Source organism: Acidovorax soli (assembly GCF_014207955.1).
GTDB lineage: Bacteria > Pseudomonadota > Gammaproteobacteria > Burkholderiales > Burkholderiaceae_C > Acidovorax > Acidovorax soli_A.
In genome coordinates this window covers 39,122-54,042 of record NZ_JACHLK010000020.1, presented here as the reverse complement: position 1 = coordinate 54,042, position 14,921 = coordinate 39,122, and the positions used below count along the sequence as shown (strand labels likewise).

Sequence of the window (14,921 nt, the reverse complement as noted above, 5' to 3'; positions counted from 1 at the left end):
TGTTGCTTCTTGCCAGAACTCAGGATGGGTCTGCCTGCAGCACCGCGCGCACGGCCTCGGCGCGGGGAATGGGCGCGACGGCGCCATAGCCTTGTGTCGACAGGGCGGCTGCAGCGGCTGCATAGCGGCCCGCATCGGCCAGGCCATCGCCGGCGATCAGCCGGGCCACGAAGGCTCCGCCGAAGGTGTCCCCCGCGCCCGTGGCGTCCACCGGCGTGCAGGGCGCGGGCGCGATGGCATGGCGCTCGTGCGCATTGGCCACCAGGGCGCCGCGCTCTCCGAGCTTGAGGGCCACGGTCTTGGCGCCGCGCCGCAGGCAGTGGTCCACCAGTGCGTCGGGCTCCGTCAGGCCGGTGATGGCCACGATGTCCTCGTAGCTGGGCAGGCAGATGTCGCACAGCGCCATGGCTTCGCCCATCACGGCGCGGGCGCGCTGCACCGGCCACAGCTTGAGCCGCAGGTTGGTGTCGAAAGACACGCGCACGCCCGCGGCGCGGGCTTCGTCGATGGCGGCAAAGCAGGTGTCGGCCGCACTGTCCGAAATGGCCAGCGAAATGCCCGACAGGTGCAGCACCTGCGCTGCGCGGATGCGCGCCAGCGGGAGGTCGGCCGGCCGCATGCGGCTGGCGGCCGAGCCGCTGCGGAAAAAGCTGAATTGGTGCCCCTCTACGTCATGGGTGACGAAGTAAATGGCGGTGAAGGCCTGCGGGTTGGTGGCCACGCTGGCGTGGCACACGCCCTCCTCGTCCCACAGGCGGCGCAGCAGCACGCCGTAGGGGTCATCGCCCAGGGCGCTGGCATAGGCCACGCGCGCGCCCTGGCGTGCGGCGGCAATGGCGAAGTTGGAGGTGTCCCCTCCAAAGCCCTGCAGGTACAGGCGCCCGCCGCCCTCGCCGGTCTGGTTGAACTCGACCATGGGCTCGCCCAGGGCGATGATGTCGACCGGGCCGGTGCCCACGGCAGCCGGGCCGCCCGGGGCCTCAGATGCGACCATACTTGGCCAGCCCTTTGCGCAGCGAACGCTCCTCGATGATGAGCTTGGCCTGCTCAAGCTCGCGCACGTCGATCTCCAACGCCATCTTGAGCACCTCTTCGGCTTGGCCGCGCGGCACCACCACCACGCCGTCCACGTCGCCCACCACGATGTCGCCGGGGTGCACCACCACGCCCGCCACCTTCACCGGTACCTGCGAGGACACAGTGCGGTAGCGGCCCAGCGTGGTGCCCGGGCTGACGTCGCGCGCATACACCGGGAAGTCGTAGTCGCGGCGGATCTCGGTGAGGTCGCGCACGCCGCCGTCCAGCACCGCACCCACGTGGCCGTTGGCCACGGCGCCGGCCGTCATCAGGCCGCCCCAGACGGCCACGTCGGGCTCGCCGCCTACGATGGAGATCACGATCACGCTGCCGGGCTCGACCTCGTCGATCAGGTCCAGCGCGTGCTGCGGTGGCACGAACTCGTCGGTGGCGGCTTCCAGCACGGTGGCGGCGGGTCCGCAGATGCGCTTGTCGTTGATGCGCGGCTTGATGGGGCTGTCCATGTAGCCGCGGTGCCCGCAGACTTTGTCCACGGCATCGGCCACCGACGCCACGGCAACGCGGTTGAATCCTTCGATCAGTTCTTTCATGGCAATGTCTTTCAGGGTTTGGAAGAGAAGAAATCAATCAGTGGGGATCGGCCAGGGCCGCCCCGGCTCACCAGCGGTTGAGCCAGTGCAGCGGTTCCTCGCCGCGCAGTACGCGCACAGCCTCCAGCGCGGTCTTGCGCTGCAGCTCGCGCATGGCTTCCTCGCTGTACCAGCCCATGTGGTTGGTCACGACCACGTTGTCCAGCGATAGAAGCGGATGGGCCCCGGGAGGCTCTTGCTCAAAGACATCCAAGCCCGCACCGAGGATGCGGCGCTCTCTCAATGCCTCGTAGAGTGCGTCCGTGTCGATCAAACCGCCGCGGGCGGTGTTCACCAGGATGGCCGTGGGCTGCATCAGCGCCAGGCGCCGCGCGTCGATGAGGTGGTGCGTCTGCGCATTGAGCGGGGCGTGCAGCGAGACCAGGTCAGCCTGGGCGCACAGTTCGTCCAGCGGCGCGTGCTCCACGCCGGGCGGCAGCTCGGCCGAGGGGTCGTGCACCAGCACGCGGGCAAAGCCGAAGCCCGAGAGCTTGTCCAGCGTCATGCGCGCGATGCGGCCAAAGCCCACCAGGCCCAGCGTGCGCCCGCGCAGCCGGTACATGGGCTGCAGCACGCCTGTGGACCAGCGGCCCGCGCGCACCTCGGCATCGTGCAGGCCGATGCGGCGCGAGACGGCCATCGCCAGCGCCACAGCCTGCGAGCTGACCTCGTCGGTGCCATAGTCGGGCACATTGACGACCTTGATGCCGCGTTCGCGTGCGCTCACCTGGTCGATGTTGTCCACCCCGATGCCGTAGCGGATGATGGCCTGGCAGCGTGTCATCGCATCGATGACGCGCCGGCTGATGGGCGACTCGCGCACCAGCACCACGTCGGCATCGCCCACCGCCTGTATCGCGCTGTCCTCGCTGCGCCGGCAGGGCCGAAGGGCAAAGCGCGCGCCGGCCTCGGCCAGCAGCGCCTCCTCCTGGTCGTAGGCAGCGTAACCATCGTCCAGTGCGACCACCAGACGCTGCTCTTGCGATGTCACGGCATTCAGCATGGGGTTCGCCATCACTTGGTGGCGGCCAGCAGCTTCTGGGTCCACTCCTTGCTGACCTCGGCCTCCAGGTAGGCCTGCACCACGGGCTGGGCCACCTTGCGGAAGCGGTCGATCTCGGCCGGGGTGAGCTCGGTCACGGTCATGCCTTTTTCGGCCAGCACCTTCTTGGCCGAGAGGTCCTGCTCGCGCGTCATGTCACGGTGGATCTTCTTGGCCTTGTCGATGCCCTCGGTGACGGCTTTCTTCTCCACGTCGGTCAGGCTGTTGTAGAAGCGGTCGCTGACCAGGTAGGCATGCAGGCTGTAGACGTGGCCGTCCAGCGTGACGTGCTTCTGGTGCTGGTACAGGCTGGCGGCCATGATGTTGGTCACGCCGTTCTCCTGGCCGTCGGCCGTGCCCTGCGCCAGTGCGGCAGGCAGCTCACCCCAGTCGATGGCAGTGGGGCTCGCGCCCAGGGATTCGACCAGCTTCACGAAGACCGGGCTGGGCTGCACGCGCATCTTCAGGCCCTTCATGTCCTCGGGCGTGCGGATGGCGCGCTTGCTGTTGGTGAAGTGGCGGATGCCGTTGTCGGCATAGCCCATGAGGCGGATGCCGGTGCGCTTGCGCATGTCCTCGGCCAGCTCCTGGCCGAACTTGCCGTCCAGCACGGCGTAGGCGTGCGCGTGGTCGTTGAAGATGAAGGGCAGGCCGAAGATGTTGAAGGTCTTGTACACGCCGGGGATGCCGCCGTCGTGCACCACCGCCACCTCCATCGTGCCCAGGCGCAGGCCTTCCATCACCTGCTGGGCGGGACCGAGCTGGCCCGCGGGGTAGAGCTGGACCTTGACCGACCCGTTTGTGGCCTTCTCCACATGCTCCTTGAAGGCCAGCGCCGCCATGTGCTTGGGCTGGTCGTTCTTGGCCGGCTGGTAGTGGGTGTACTTGATGACCTTCTGCGCCATGGCGGGCAGTGCGCCCAGGGCCAGCGCGGCGGCGGCCGCTGCGGTGAAGAAGTGCTTGCGGGTGATGTGCATGGTGCTTGTCTCCTTGGTTGTTGTCGTGCGAAAGGGAATGCCGGGACGTGCCGCCCTGGCCTAGTTGCGGTAGCCGAGCAGGCCCGGCAGCCAGGTGGAAATGGCGGGAAAAAAGGTGAGCAGCACCAGCACCACGAAGAGCGCCGCAAGCATGGGCGCCATCTCGCGCACCATGGGGCCCATCTTCACGCCCGATACGGCGGAGGTGACGAACAGCAGGCCGCCCACGGGCGGGGTCACCATGCCCAGCGTCAGGTTGACGATGACCACGATGGCGAAGTGCAGCGGGTTGAGCCCGGCCGCGTCGGCCAGCGGCGCGAGGATGGGCACCATGATCATCACGCCCGGCAGCGGCTCGATGAAGATGCCCACGAGCAGCAGCAGCACGTTCACCGCCACCAGCAGCGCGGCCTGGCTCAGTTCCATGCTGGCGATCCAGCTCGCGGCCTGCTGCGGGATCTGCCCCACGGTGAGCACCCAGGCGAACACCGCCGAGGTGGCCACGATGAACAGGATGGACGCCGTCATCAGCGCCGTGCGGAACAGGATGGCCGGCAGCATGTGGAAATGCAGCGTGCCGTAGACGAAGCGCCCCACGATCAGTGCGTACAGCACGGCGGCGGCAGAAGCCTCGGTGGGCGTGAAGATGCCCAGGTGGATGCCGCCCAGGATGATGGCTGGCAGCATCAGTGCGGGCAGTGCGCGCCAGAACAGCAGCAGCAGGGGCGCGGGGTCCAGCAACTCGGGGGCCGAGCGGTAGTCGCGCCGCACGCTCACCCAGTGGTTGACCAGGGCGAGTGCCACCGCGATCAGCAGCCCCGGCAGCACGCCCGCCAGGAACAGGCCGGTGACCGTGACGCTGTTGTCCGTCAGCGCATAGACGATCATGATGATCGAGGGCGGGATGATGGGCCCCACGATGGCCGTGCTGGCCGTGAGGGCCGCCGCATAGGCGTCGTTGTAGCCGGCCTTGCGCATCATCTTGATCAGCATGGCGCCGGGGCCGGCGGCGTCCGCCAGGGCCGAGCCGCTGATGCCCGAGAAGAAGGTCAGCGTGAGGATGTTGGCATGCCCGAGACCGCCGCGGCGCATGCCGACCAGGCGCGCGGCGAACTTGAGCAGAACGTCCGTCAGCGCACCGCCGGACATCAGCTCGGCCGCCAGGATGAAGAACGGGATGGCCAGCAGCGGAAAGCTGTCCAGCCCGCTGAAGAGGTTCTGCATGACCACCAGGGCGGGCATGCCGGGTTTCATCCAGACGGCGGCGAGGCCGGCGATGAGCATGGCGAATGCGATGGGGGCGCCCAGGGCCATCAGGCCGATGAACACGCTTGCGAGGATGGCACTCATGGTGGTTTGCTTCCGGTGAAATGGGGGGTGGACTACAGGGCCTGCGGGTCGAAGCCTTCGACCCGCTCCCACTCGCCGCCCATCACCCAGGCGCGCGCCACCAGTGCCAGGTGCACCAGCGTGAGGGCCGCACCCACCGGCAGCGCCAGGTAGACCAGTCCGAGTGACCAGCCGAGCACCGGCGATTCCTGGTACCAGGCGAACTCGGCGTACTCGATGCCCAGCCACACCAGGGTGGCCAGCGTGGCGGCCATGATCAGCGCCACCAGCGCGCGCAGCGCACGGGCACCGCCCGTGGGCAGCGCGGCCGGCAACGTGTCGATGGCGATGTGGCCGCCCACGCGCAGGGCCGGGCCGGCGCCCAGGAAAGCGGCCCAGATCATCATGTAGCGGGTGGCCTCTTCCACCCACGTGAAGGAGTGGCTGAACACGTAGCGCGAGATCACGTTGCCGATGACCAGCACCGCCATCACCGCCAGCAGGGCGATCAGCGCCCAGCGGTTGGCGCCCACGAAGGCGCGCTCCAGCACATGGGGCGGGCGGGCCGGTGCGACGGGGGAATCGGGCGCCATCGTGGGCGCCTCGTGAGGCAATGCAGCAGTCAAGGGTCTCGTCTCCGTGTTTGTCTTATTGACCAAAGTGCGAACGAGGCGCATCGTATCTGATATCTCAGATGTTGAAGAACTGTCGTAAACCCTATACTCGGCACTGTCCAAAAAGCAGCAAGCTGCGCCCATCCATGAGCAAAGTCCTAGAACTCCAACGCCCCCGCCTGCTGACCGACGTGGTGGGCGAACGCCTGCGCGAAGCCATCGTCACGGGCGATCTCAAGCTCGGCGAGCAGGTCTCCGAGGCGCAGCTCGCGCAGTTGATGAACGTGAGCAAGACGCCCGTGCGCGAGGCGCTGTTGCGCCTGAAAGCCGAAGGGCTGGTGGAGATCCACCCGCAGCGCGGCACCTTCGTTTTCCGCCTGTCACCGGCCGAGGTGGCGCACCTGTGCCAGTTCCGTGCGATGGTGGAGACCGAGGCCCTGCGCGAGGCCATGCAGTCGCAGCCCAAGGTACTGGTCAAGCGGCTGGCGGGGTTCGTGAAGGCGATGAAGTCTGCAGAGCAGACCCAGGACCTGCCGGCCCTGGCGCGGCTGGACATGGACTTCCACTGGGCCTTCCTGGAGCTGTGCGACAACGACTACCTGCGTGCCGGCTATGAGCTGCTGCGTTACCAGCTCAATGCGTTGCGCCATCGTTCGCCGATCTCCAACGCCGTCCCCAGCCACCAGATCCTGGTCGAGGCGATTGCCGGCGAAGATGCGGCCGCGGCGACCAACCTGCTGCGTGAGCACATCCAGGAGAATGAACCCCGGTACCGAGTGGCCTGCGGGCTTGAATGAGGAAGACTTGGGGCCGGCGCTCACATCAAGCGGGTGAAGCAGGCATGCTGTCGCCAGAATGCTTCAAAAAAAAGCGCCGGGCTCCTGCCCGGCGCCAACCTTGGAGCACTCATTCTTCAGAACGCGTGGCGCACACCCACGGCCACGCCGCTTTGTGAGCCGCCTGCGGCAGGTGCGCCACCCGCTGCGGCATTGCTGACGGAGATCGCCAGCGCGCCGTCGTTGGCGATGTGCCCGGCCGTGGCGTACACCGCCGTGCGCTTGGACAGGTGGAAGGTGGCGCGCAGCGCCAGCAGCGTGGCCTGGTTGGCGCTGTTCTTGTAGTCGAGCTTGAACACCTGGCCATCGAGCACCAGCACCGGTGTGGCGCTGTACGAAGCACCCAGGTACCAGAGGTTGCTGCGCCGCGTGGCGGGGGCGGCGTCGTTGTCACGCGCGATGAGGCCGGCGCCGAGCTTGAGCGCATCGAACTTCGCCCAGCCGGCCACGGTGGAGCGGCGGTCCTTGAGGGTGCTGCTCGTCAGCCCCGCGAAGGCGCCCGCGCCACCGCGGATCTCGTCCATCGCCAGGGCCACGCCCCAGGCCGCGGTGTCGTACTTGGCCAGCAGCGACCATTGGCGGCAGGCCGACTTGTCGGTGGCCGATTCGCCCGCGCAGTTGGTGCCCGAGGGGCTGGGGCCGGCATTGACGGCATCGCGGCCCAGGCTGTAGGTGGCGCCGGCCGTGAAGCCGCTGAACGTGCCGCGGTAGGCGATGGCGTTGTCCACGCGGGCATTGGGCAGATAGCTGTCGAGCGAGCCGGAACCGAAGGCGCTGGGGCCGAGGATGTCGGCATCGAGCTGCGACCAGAACAGCATGGAATACTGGCGCCCCAGGTTCAGGCTGCCCCAATCGCCCGACAGGCCCACGAAGGCTTGGCGACCGAAGGCCCGGCCGCCCTGGTTGTAGGTGCCGCTGTCCACGCCGAAACCCGACTCCAGCGTGAAGCCGGCCTTGAGGCCACCGCCCAGGTCTTCGACGCCGCGAAAGCCCAGGCGTGAGGGGGCGCTGCCGGTCAGGCCCGGCATGCGGGTGAGGCTGCCGCCGTTGGCCGAGGCGTTGGAAAGGTGCTCAACCGAGGCGTCGAGCAGGCCATAGATCGTGACACTGCTTTGGGCGCAGGCCGCGCCGCAGGCTGCGGCCAGCAGGCCCAGGGTGAACAGGGAACGGGATTTCATCTTGGAGGTCTCCTCTTTCTTCAGGGTGGTGGTGGTGAAAACAGTCGGGTGCGTCAGGTGCCGGTGGTGGCCTCGTGCGGCGCATCCCAGGCGAGCGCGCCGGCGTCCTTGCCGGCCACCGAGTACAGGGCCTGGGTGTTGCGCGTCTGCTGGAAGGCTTCGAGCGATTCGCCGCGCATGGCGGCGTAGATGTGCAGGTTGGAAACGCCGACCACGGCGCCCAGCTTTTCCAGGAGGAAGAAGATCACGCCGTAGTGGATGAGGCCGCGCCAGTCGCGCCGGCGCACCAGGCTGCGCTCGGTCTCGGTGAGACCGGCGCGCTCATAGGCCCCCTCCTCGTCGGCCAGGAAGGCAGCGCGCACGGCAGGCGCGATGAGGGCATGCAGAAAGCGGTTGAGCCGGTAGGCCTTAACGCTGCGCGCCAGCGTGAACGGGTGCGTTCCTTGGAGCGCCTCGGCACCGGCGAGCTGCAGCTGCATGTGCGCGCGGTGGCGCTGCAGCACGGGCGCGGGCAGGCCGCTGTCGGCAGGCTCGTAGATGGCGGCGGCAATGCCGGTCATCGAGGGCAGGTAGTAGCTGCGGTGCAGGCAGCGCACCTGCGAAGCCAGCGCACCGCGCATCACCAGCCACATGATGACCTCGGCCCCCTCGAAGCCACCCAGCGCGGCGTATTCGGCATGGGTCATGTCGGCGAGCTGCTCGGGGTCGCGCTCGAACAGGTCGAGAAAGCGCGCATCCCACTCGGGGTTGTTGAAGCCCGCGCGCTCGCCATGCACCTGGTGCGACAGGCCACCGGTGGCGACGATCGCCACGCGCAGGTCCTCGGGGTAGCTCTCGATGGCGCGGCGCAGGGCCTGCCCGAGCTTGTAGCAGCGGCGCGCGCTGGGGATGGGGAACTGCAGCACCCCCATCTGCAGCGGCACCAGCTGGACGGGCCAGGCAGGCGCGTGCGGGCACATCACCGACAGGGGAGAGAAGCAGCCATGGTCCAAGCCCTTGTCCTGGAAGAAGGACATGTCGAACTCCTCGGCCATCAGCGACTGGCCGATGTGCGCGGCCAGGCCCGGGTGGCCGGCGATCGGCGGCAGCTCGCGCGCACCGCCGCCCTCGTCGGCCACGGCCCAGCGCTCGCCCACGCCGAGCGAAAAGGCGCTGTAGTGGTCGAAGAAGAACGAGGTGACGTGGTCGTTGTAGATGAGCAGCAGCACGTCGGGCCGCTGCGCGGCGAGCCAGTCCTGCACCGGTGCGAAGGCCTCGAAGATGGGTGCCCAGACAGGATCCGCGCGCTTGTCGCGGTCGAACGCGAAGCCGATGGTCGGGGTGTGCGAGGCGGCAATGCCGCCGATGATGGTTGCCATGGGATGGGGGCGGCCCCTGCGGGCCGCCAGGTCGTTGGAATGCGGGATCAGGGGTTCGAATCGAGCTTGGCCTTGATCCAGGCGAAGGCCTCCTGCACGTCGTAGTTGCCGCTGTGCGGCACCAGGTAGGGCAGTTTGAAACTGACCTCCTTGACGGACGGGTCCTTGCGGATCGCGTGGTACAGCAGGGTCTGCATCGAGAAGGCGGTGTCGCGGTCGATCATTCCGTGGCGCACGTACCAGTAGGGCGCGCTGTCGGCGCTGGTGTTCAGGTAGGCGATCGGGTTGATGAGCCGGATCTGCGCGGCCAGCGTGTTGGTGGACGTGGCGGCCAGGTAGCTGGCCCAGGGCTGGCCGGTATCGTCCTGGCCCGAGGCATCCCTCGCCTTGGTGTTGTTGTTCCAGCTCCATTCGGTGAAGTTGGAATACTCGGCGGCGGCGGAACCGAACAGGTTGGTTTCGCCGCTGATGGCCGGGTTGCCGGTGACGCCCACGGCGTCGAAGGCCACCACGGTCTTGAGCTTGGTGATGGTGGTGACGAAGTTCAGGAACTTCGCATAGTCAATGGCTGCTACCTTGGCGCTGGTGCCCGTGCCGGTCAGCGTGAGCCAGTCGTTGGGGTAGCTGGCCGTGGTGCCGCGCTGCGTGACGGTGAAGCTGCCGCCCAGCTGGGGCACGGCTGTACCCTTGGCGATCTGGCGCTCGATCTCGTCCCTGAGCTGGGCGGTAGTGGCTTCGCGCATGCTGGCGTCGGTAAGCGCCTTGCCATCCTCGCGCGCCAGTCCCAGGCCGTTGAGGTAGGCCGGGAAGGCGGCGGCAATGGCCCGCGAGGCGGCCGGCTGCTGGCCCGCAGAGTAAGCCACGCCATCAAGCGCGCCGGTGTTGGCGTCGCTGCGCAGGGCGCTGTACTCCCACTCGTAGCCGGCGTCGGCATTGCCCAGGTTGTTGATGGGGCAGTAGGCCACGGCGGCGAACACATCGTCCTTGAGCGTGCTGGCCACCGTGGTGCCTGCGCCCGTGATGCCTGCGGCGCCGATCTCGGCCAGGTAGGGCAGGTAGTCGGCGCTGTTGCCGCTGGCCGAGACGGCGGCCGTGAGCCCGCCGCCGCCGCTGGTGCCCGTGAGCACGATGCGCTCGGCCGAGCCGGGCATGCGCGCATCGTTCAGACGCAGGTAGCGGATGGCGGCCTTGGTGTCGACCACGGGCGAGGGCGCCTTGCCGGCCCAGCTGCCATCGGCTGCGCGCGCGCCGCGGCTGCGCGTGCCCACGTTGGCCACGACGTAACCGGCCTTGAGCGCCGCGCCGATGTTGTCGGTGTCACTGGTGCTGGCGAAGGCCTGGCCCTCGTTGATGGTGGTGGCCACCGCGCTGGTCCACCAGCCACCGTTGTTGACCAGCATGTAGACCGCCTTCTTCTGGTCAGCGGCCGACGCCTCGGGCACCGAGATGACCATGCTCTGGTAGGCATAGGGGTCAGCCAGCGTGGTGGTGCCGCCGCCCAGCGTGGCCTGCGTGGCCGCCATGCGGATGGGCTTGGCCACGTAGACCACCTTGTACTGGCGCACCTTCATGGCCACACCGTCCACGGTGACGTTGACCGTGGTGTAGCTGGCGGGGTCGAACTGCAGCGCGGTGTCTTCCACGTCGGTGGGTGCATCGTCGCTGCCGCCGCAGGCGGCGAGCAGGCCGGCGCTGGCCACGAGGGCGAGCGCAGATACCAGGGCGCGGCGTTTGAAAGGGGTTTGCATGCGTGTCTCCTTGGCCGTCATCGGCTTGGTTGTGGTGGTGGCAGGGAATGCGTTGCGGGCTCAACGGGCAGCAGCGTCCTGGTGCTTCTTGACCAGGGCCCGGGCGTCTTCAAGCAGCTTGGCGCCGTCGAGGCCCTTGCCGCCCATCTCCTTGACCCAGTCGGTGGCGAGCCTGTCGCCCAGCTTTTTCCAGGTGGCCAGTTCGCTGGCGGCGATCACGTTGGTGGTGTTCTTCGCCGTGAGCTTCTTGCCCTCGGCATCGGCCTGCACGAAGGCTTTACCGATCTGGCCCGAGAAGGCCTGGCCGGAGTTGTTGTCGATGACCTTCCTGAGGTCGGCGGGCAGCGATTCGTACCTGGCCTTGTTCATCGCGAAGATGAAGGTGGAGGTGTAGAACGCGGCCTCGTGGCTGTCGGTTTCGGAGTGGTACTTCGCCAGCTCTTCGAGCTTGACGGAAGGCACGACCTCGTAGGGCACCACGGCGCCATCGATCACGCCCTTGGCCAACGCATCGCCCACCTGCGGCACCGGCATGCTCACTGGCGTGGCGCCCAGCAAGGCGATGAACTTGTTGGTCAGGCGCGTGGGCGCACGCAGCTTGAGGCCGCGCAGGTCGGCCATGGTGCGCACCGGCTTGCCGGCCATGTGGAACACGCCCGGGCCGTGCACGTGGAAAGCCAGCGGCTTGACGTCCTTGAACTCACCCTGGCTGTGCAGTTGGGCATAGTCCCACAGGGCCTTGCTGGTGGCTTCGGGGCTTTGCATCATGAAGGGCAGCTCGAAGGCCTCCATGGATGGAAAGCGCCCAGCCGTGTAGCCAGGCAGCGTCCAGACCACGTCGGCCACGCCATCGCGCACCTGGTCGAACAGCTGGGGCGGCGTGCCGCCCAGCTGCATCGAGGGGTAGATCTGGCACTTCATGCGCTGCTGGGACTCGCGCGCGATGCGCTCGCACCAGGGCTGGATGAACAGCGTGCCCGCGAACGAGGTCGGCGGCAGGTGGTAATGCACCTTGAGCGTGACGGGCTCCTGCGCAGCGGCGGGGAGCGTCGTAGCGGCCGCGGCCGCCAGCAGGCCGCCGAGGGCGAGCAGATGGCGCAATTTCTTCATGGTGTGTCTCCTTCGTTGTGGGTGCCTCGGGGGCAGGTTTTCAGATGAATGGGCAGCAGCTGTCCTTGCCACACCCCGAAACGGTGTGGCCCAGGAGCAGAGCGTGGGAAGTTCAGGTCAGCCGGTGCACCAGCCACAGCGCAGTGGCAGGAAAGGCGATCAGCAGCGCCAGACGCAGACCGTCGGTCACGAGGAAGGGCACAACGCCCTTGTAGGTGTCGACCATCGGCACATCGCGCGCCAGGCCGTTCATGATGTAGACGTTGAGCCCTACGGGCGGAAAGATCATCCCGATCTCGCACACGGTGAGGATCAGGATGCCGAACCACAGTGCCTTGTCGGCAGGGCCCAGGCCAAAGAAGTCCATGCCCATGATCACCGGGAACAGGGTCGGCACGGTGAGCAGAATCATGCTCATCTCATCCATCACACAACCCAGCAGCACGTAAAAGAGCATCACGCCGGCCATCACCAGGAGAGGCGGTATCTGCAGGTGCCCGACCAGGTCGGCCAGCTGTGCCGGCAGCTGCGACAGCGCGAGCGAGGCATTGATCATGTCGGCGCCGATGAAGATCAAAAAGATCATGCCGCTGGTCTGCGCCGTGGTGCGCACGGCGGCCACGAACTTGGTCCGGTCCATCTCGCGGCGCAGCAAGGTGATGGTGCAGGTGAGCACATTGCCGATGGCCGCGCCCTCGGTGGCCGTGAACAGGCCGCCATAGATGCCGCCGAACACCACACCGAAGATCGCCACGATGGGCCACACGCGCAGTGCGGCGGAGAGCACCTCGGCCGCTGGTGCACTTTGCGCAGCGGGCGCCTGCTGCGGGTGGACGCGCACCACCAGGGCGATGGCCAGGATGTAGCCCAGGGCCGCAATCAGCGCCGGCACGTAGGCGGCGAGGAACATCTTGGTGATGTTCTGCTCGGTCAGGATCGCATAGACCATGAGCGTGACCGAGGGCGGCAGCAGCACGCCCATGGTGCCGCCGGTGGCCAGCGCCGCCGTGGCCAGCCGGCCCGAGTAGCCGATGCGGCGCATCTGCGGATAGGCCACCTGGGCAATGGTTGCCGTGGTCGCCACGGTGGAGCCCGAGATGGAGCCAAAGGCCGCGCAGGCCAGCACGCCGGCCATGGCCATGCCGCCGCGAAAGCGGCCCAGCAGCGCATTGGCAAAGTCGAACAAGGCCTTGGCCAAGCCGCCCTGCACGGCGATGGCACCCATCAGCATGAACAAGGGGATCACCGACAGGTCGTACACCGACACGCGGCCATACACCGCGCCCTTGAGGTGGGCCAGCAGCGGCAGCCAGCCCGACAGGGCGACGTAGCCGACTGCCCCGGGCACGAACATGGCGATGGCAATGGGCACCCGCACAGCCATCAAGGCCAGCATGGCGGCGAACATCGCCAGCCCGATGGACAGGGCGCTCATGCGGCCACCTCTGTTGCCTGGCCCAGTGATTCCCACCATTGCACGGCCCCGATCAGCACGCACAGCGCCAGGCCCGGCAGCATGAGCGCGTAGGGGATCCACAGCGGCAGGTCCATGAGCATGGAGCGCTCCTGCGCGGCGTAGATGCCCATGCCGCCCACGGCCACGCGCCAGGTGACGAGCGCGAGCGTGGCGGTGTACAGCAGCGTGCCGAGCGCATCCATGCGGCGCTGGGTTGTGGGGCTGGCGCCGGTGGTGAAGAAGTCCACCACGATGTTGGCGCGACGGAACTGTGTGTAGGGCAGGAACGAGGCCACGACGACGGCGCCGCCCAGTTGCACCAGCTCCACATCGCCCAGGATGGGCGAGGCGAAGAAGGCCCGGCCGATGACGCTGGCCGTGGTCATGAGCGCTACCGCCACGAGCACGAGCGCGCCCACGGCGGCGCTGGCATCGCACAGGCCTTCGAGCCGCCGCATGGCGCGGGTGGGTGGATTGGCAGGCGGCACGCTGGGTGCCGGATCGGGTTGTTGCACGGGGGGGTCTCCTGCATCGTTGTCTTGTCGTCGTGGTGTCTCAAATCGCCACCGGCTCTTGTGGTTCCTTGATCCATTGCAAGGTCGAGAGGGAGTCTAAAAATTAGACTGGTGTGACGGAAGATGCCGTGCGGCAGACCGCGATAACTGCCGGATATCATGGGAAACCATGATGAAGCTCACCAACCTGCGTGCCCTGGTCGCGGCCATCGAGGAAGGCAGCCTGCGCGCCGCAGGCAAGCGGCTGGGGGTTTCACAGCCCGCCCTGACCAAGCTGATCCGTGAGCTGGAGCGCGAGCTGGCCACCACCTTGCTCGTGCGCTCCACCACCGGTGTGGTGGCGACTGCGCAGGGCATGGTGATGTATGAACGCGCCGTGGCGGCCGAGCGCGAACTGGCGCAGGCCGTGGAGCAGATCCGCCAGCTCGATGGGGACATGACCGGCGCACTCACCATCGGCGCCGTGCCCCTGGCCGTGATGCTGCTCGTGCCCGAGACACTGCGCACCTTTGGCAGCGCCTTCCCGGGCATCCAGCTGCGCATTTCGGAAGAGCTCTACATCGCCCAGCTCACGCGCTTGCGCAAGGGCGAGGTGGACATCGCCCTGGGCCCCTTGCCCCCCGAGCTGCCACCTGGCGAGTTCGTGGTGGAGACCTTGATGCCCATCACGATGGTGCCGGTGGTGCGCAAGGGCAACCCGCTGTCCCGCGCCAGAAGCCTGCGCGAGCTGGCACAGGCCCCGTGGGTTTACACAGGCTCCGCGCCGGACTCCGGGTATGCGCGGACGCTGTTCGAGCTGCACGGCATGGCGGCACCGCCCGCCGGTGCGCTGGTCAACTCCACCCTCGGCCTGCTGTCCATCGTGGCCAGCGGCAAGTGCGTGGGCTTGCTGCCCCAGCAGATCGCCGCCCATCCGATCGCTTGCCAGTACCTCGACACGATCCCGCTGGAAGAAGGCCCCCTGCGCCTGACCCTGTGCGCATTGACCCGCACGGAGGTGCACCTGAAGCCCAGCGTGCGGCACTTCATGGCGCACCTTCACAGGGCAGCACACCATCTCGCCCAGGGCGACCTGTGAACGACGTGTCGCA

At 67.8% G+C, this 14,921-nt stretch carries 14 protein-coding genes; 2 read left to right on the top strand and 12 right to left on the bottom strand.

Annotated elements, in window-relative coordinates; all coding sequences use genetic code 11:
• Nucleotides 1–19: 19 nt before the first annotated feature.
• The 6 genes from HNP48_RS31045 to HNP48_RS31020 all read right to left on the bottom strand — a co-directional run bounded on the left by HNP48_RS31045 (nt 20) and on the right by HNP48_RS31020 (nt 5,608).
• Nucleotides 20–994, bottom strand: coding sequence for a sugar kinase (locus HNP48_RS31045; RefSeq protein ID WP_184864695.1), 975 nt, complete (start codon nt 992–994; stop codon nt 20–22).
• Nucleotides 981–1,628, bottom strand: a complete 648-nt coding sequence (locus HNP48_RS31040) for an RraA family protein (protein ID WP_184864693.1) — start codon at nt 1,626–1,628, stop codon at nt 981–983. The genes HNP48_RS31045 and HNP48_RS31040 overlap by 14 nt, the downstream gene beginning before the upstream one ends.
• Before the next feature lie 67 nt (nt 1,629–1,695).
• Nucleotides 1,696–2,682 (bottom strand): C-terminal binding protein, encoded by a 987-nt coding sequence (locus HNP48_RS31035; protein WP_260420442.1) that lies wholly within the window; start codon nt 2,680–2,682, stop codon nt 1,696–1,698.
• Nucleotides 2,682–3,686 carry a DctP family TRAP transporter solute-binding subunit gene (locus HNP48_RS31030; RefSeq protein WP_184864691.1) on the bottom strand — a complete coding sequence of 335 codons (1,005 nt, stop codon included), beginning with the start codon at nt 3,684–3,686 and terminating at the stop codon, nt 2,682–2,684. The genes HNP48_RS31035 and HNP48_RS31030 overlap by 1 nt, the downstream gene beginning before the upstream one ends.
• A 60-nt stretch (nt 3,687–3,746) precedes the next feature.
• Entirely contained in the window at nt 3,747–5,036 is a 1,290-nt protein-coding gene (locus HNP48_RS31025; RefSeq protein WP_184864689.1) for a TRAP transporter large permease, read from the bottom strand.
• A 32-nt stretch (nt 5,037–5,068) separates the two neighbouring features.
• Nucleotides 5,069–5,608 carry a TRAP transporter small permease gene (locus tag HNP48_RS31020; RefSeq protein ID WP_184864686.1) on the bottom strand — a complete coding sequence of 180 codons (540 nt, stop codon included), beginning with the start codon at nt 5,606–5,608 and terminating at the stop codon, nt 5,069–5,071.
• A 167-nt stretch (nt 5,609–5,775) separates the two neighbouring features.
• Between HNP48_RS31020 and HNP48_RS31015 the strand changes: the two genes are divergently transcribed.
• Entirely contained in the window at nt 5,776–6,426 is a 651-nt protein-coding gene (locus HNP48_RS31015; RefSeq protein ID WP_184864684.1) for a GntR family transcriptional regulator, read from the top strand.
• A 116-nt stretch (nt 6,427–6,542) separates the two neighbouring features.
• Here HNP48_RS31015 and HNP48_RS31010 read toward each other — a convergent pair whose 3' ends face one another.
• The 6 genes from HNP48_RS31010 to HNP48_RS30985 form a co-directional block, all read right to left on the bottom strand.
• A complete protein-coding gene (locus HNP48_RS31010; RefSeq protein ID WP_184864682.1) occupies nt 6,543–7,643 on the bottom strand; it encodes a porin in 1,101 nt (366 codons plus the stop codon).
• A gap of 53 nt (nt 7,644–7,696) precedes the next feature.
• Nucleotides 7,697–9,001, bottom strand: coding sequence for a gallate dioxygenase (locus HNP48_RS31005; RefSeq protein ID WP_184864680.1), 1,305 nt, complete (start codon nt 8,999–9,001; stop codon nt 7,697–7,699).
• Between the two features lie 47 nt (nt 9,002–9,048).
• Nucleotides 9,049–10,749 carry a subtype B tannase gene (locus HNP48_RS31000; protein WP_184864678.1) on the bottom strand — a complete coding sequence of 567 codons (1,701 nt, stop codon included), beginning with the start codon at nt 10,747–10,749 and terminating at the stop codon, nt 9,049–9,051.
• Between the two features lie 60 nt (nt 10,750–10,809).
• Nucleotides 10,810–11,859 (bottom strand): TRAP transporter substrate-binding protein, encoded by a 1,050-nt coding sequence (locus tag HNP48_RS30995; RefSeq protein WP_184864676.1) that lies wholly within the window; start codon nt 11,857–11,859, stop codon nt 10,810–10,812.
• Nucleotides 11,860–11,971: 112 nt separating this feature from the next.
• Nucleotides 11,972–13,294: a TRAP transporter large permease gene (locus tag HNP48_RS30990; RefSeq protein WP_184864674.1), complete on the bottom strand. Its 1,323-nt coding sequence runs from the start codon at nt 13,292–13,294 to the stop codon at nt 11,972–11,974.
• Entirely contained in the window at nt 13,291–13,830 is a 540-nt protein-coding gene (locus HNP48_RS30985) for a TRAP transporter small permease (RefSeq protein WP_311773877.1), read from the bottom strand. Before HNP48_RS30985 ends, HNP48_RS30990 begins: the two co-directional genes overlap by 4 nt.
• A 172-nt stretch (nt 13,831–14,002) precedes the next feature.
• Between HNP48_RS30985 and HNP48_RS30980 the strand changes: the two genes are divergently transcribed.
• The gene (locus HNP48_RS30980) at nt 14,003–14,908 is read left to right on the top strand and encodes a LysR family transcriptional regulator (protein ID WP_184864672.1); all 906 of its coding nucleotides are present in this window, start codon (nt 14,003–14,005) and stop codon (nt 14,906–14,908) included.
• The last annotated feature ends 13 nt before the right edge of the window (nt 14,909–14,921 follow it).

Coding starts and splice junctions, on each gene's coding strand:
- HNP48_RS31020 (WP_184864686.1), bottom strand. CDS start 5,608: ATGGCGCCCGATTCCCCCGTCGCACCGGCCCGCCCGCCCCATGTGCTG.
- HNP48_RS31000 (WP_184864678.1), bottom strand. CDS start 10,749: ATGCAAACCCCTTTCAAACGCCGCGCCCTGGTATCTGCGCTCGCCCTC.
- HNP48_RS31015 (WP_184864684.1), top strand. CDS start 5,776: ATGAGCAAAGTCCTAGAACTCCAACGCCCCCGCCTGCTGACCGACGTG.
- HNP48_RS30980 (WP_184864672.1), top strand. CDS start 14,003: ATGAAGCTCACCAACCTGCGTGCCCTGGTCGCGGCCATCGAGGAAGGC.
- HNP48_RS31025 (WP_184864689.1), bottom strand. CDS start 5,036: ATGAGTGCCATCCTCGCAAGCGTGTTCATCGGCCTGATGGCCCTGGGC.
- HNP48_RS31040 (WP_184864693.1), bottom strand. CDS start 1,628: ATGAAAGAACTGATCGAAGGATTCAACCGCGTTGCCGTGGCGTCGGTG.
- HNP48_RS31035 (WP_260420442.1), bottom strand. CDS start 2,682: ATGGCGAACCCCATGCTGAATGCCGTGACATCGCAAGAGCAGCGTCTG.
- HNP48_RS31030 (WP_184864691.1), bottom strand. CDS start 3,686: ATGCACATCACCCGCAAGCACTTCTTCACCGCAGCGGCCGCCGCCGCG.
- HNP48_RS30990 (WP_184864674.1), bottom strand. CDS start 13,294: ATGAGCGCCCTGTCCATCGGGCTGGCGATGTTCGCCGCCATGCTGGCC.
- HNP48_RS31010 (WP_184864682.1), bottom strand. CDS start 7,643: ATGAAATCCCGTTCCCTGTTCACCCTGGGCCTGCTGGCCGCAGCCTGC.
- HNP48_RS31005 (WP_184864680.1), bottom strand. CDS start 9,001: ATGGCAACCATCATCGGCGGCATTGCCGCCTCGCACACCCCGACCATC.
- HNP48_RS31045 (WP_184864695.1), bottom strand. CDS start 994: ATGGTCGCATCTGAGGCCCCGGGCGGCCCGGCTGCCGTGGGCACCGGC.
- HNP48_RS30995 (WP_184864676.1), bottom strand. CDS start 11,859: ATGAAGAAATTGCGCCATCTGCTCGCCCTCGGCGGCCTGCTGGCGGCC.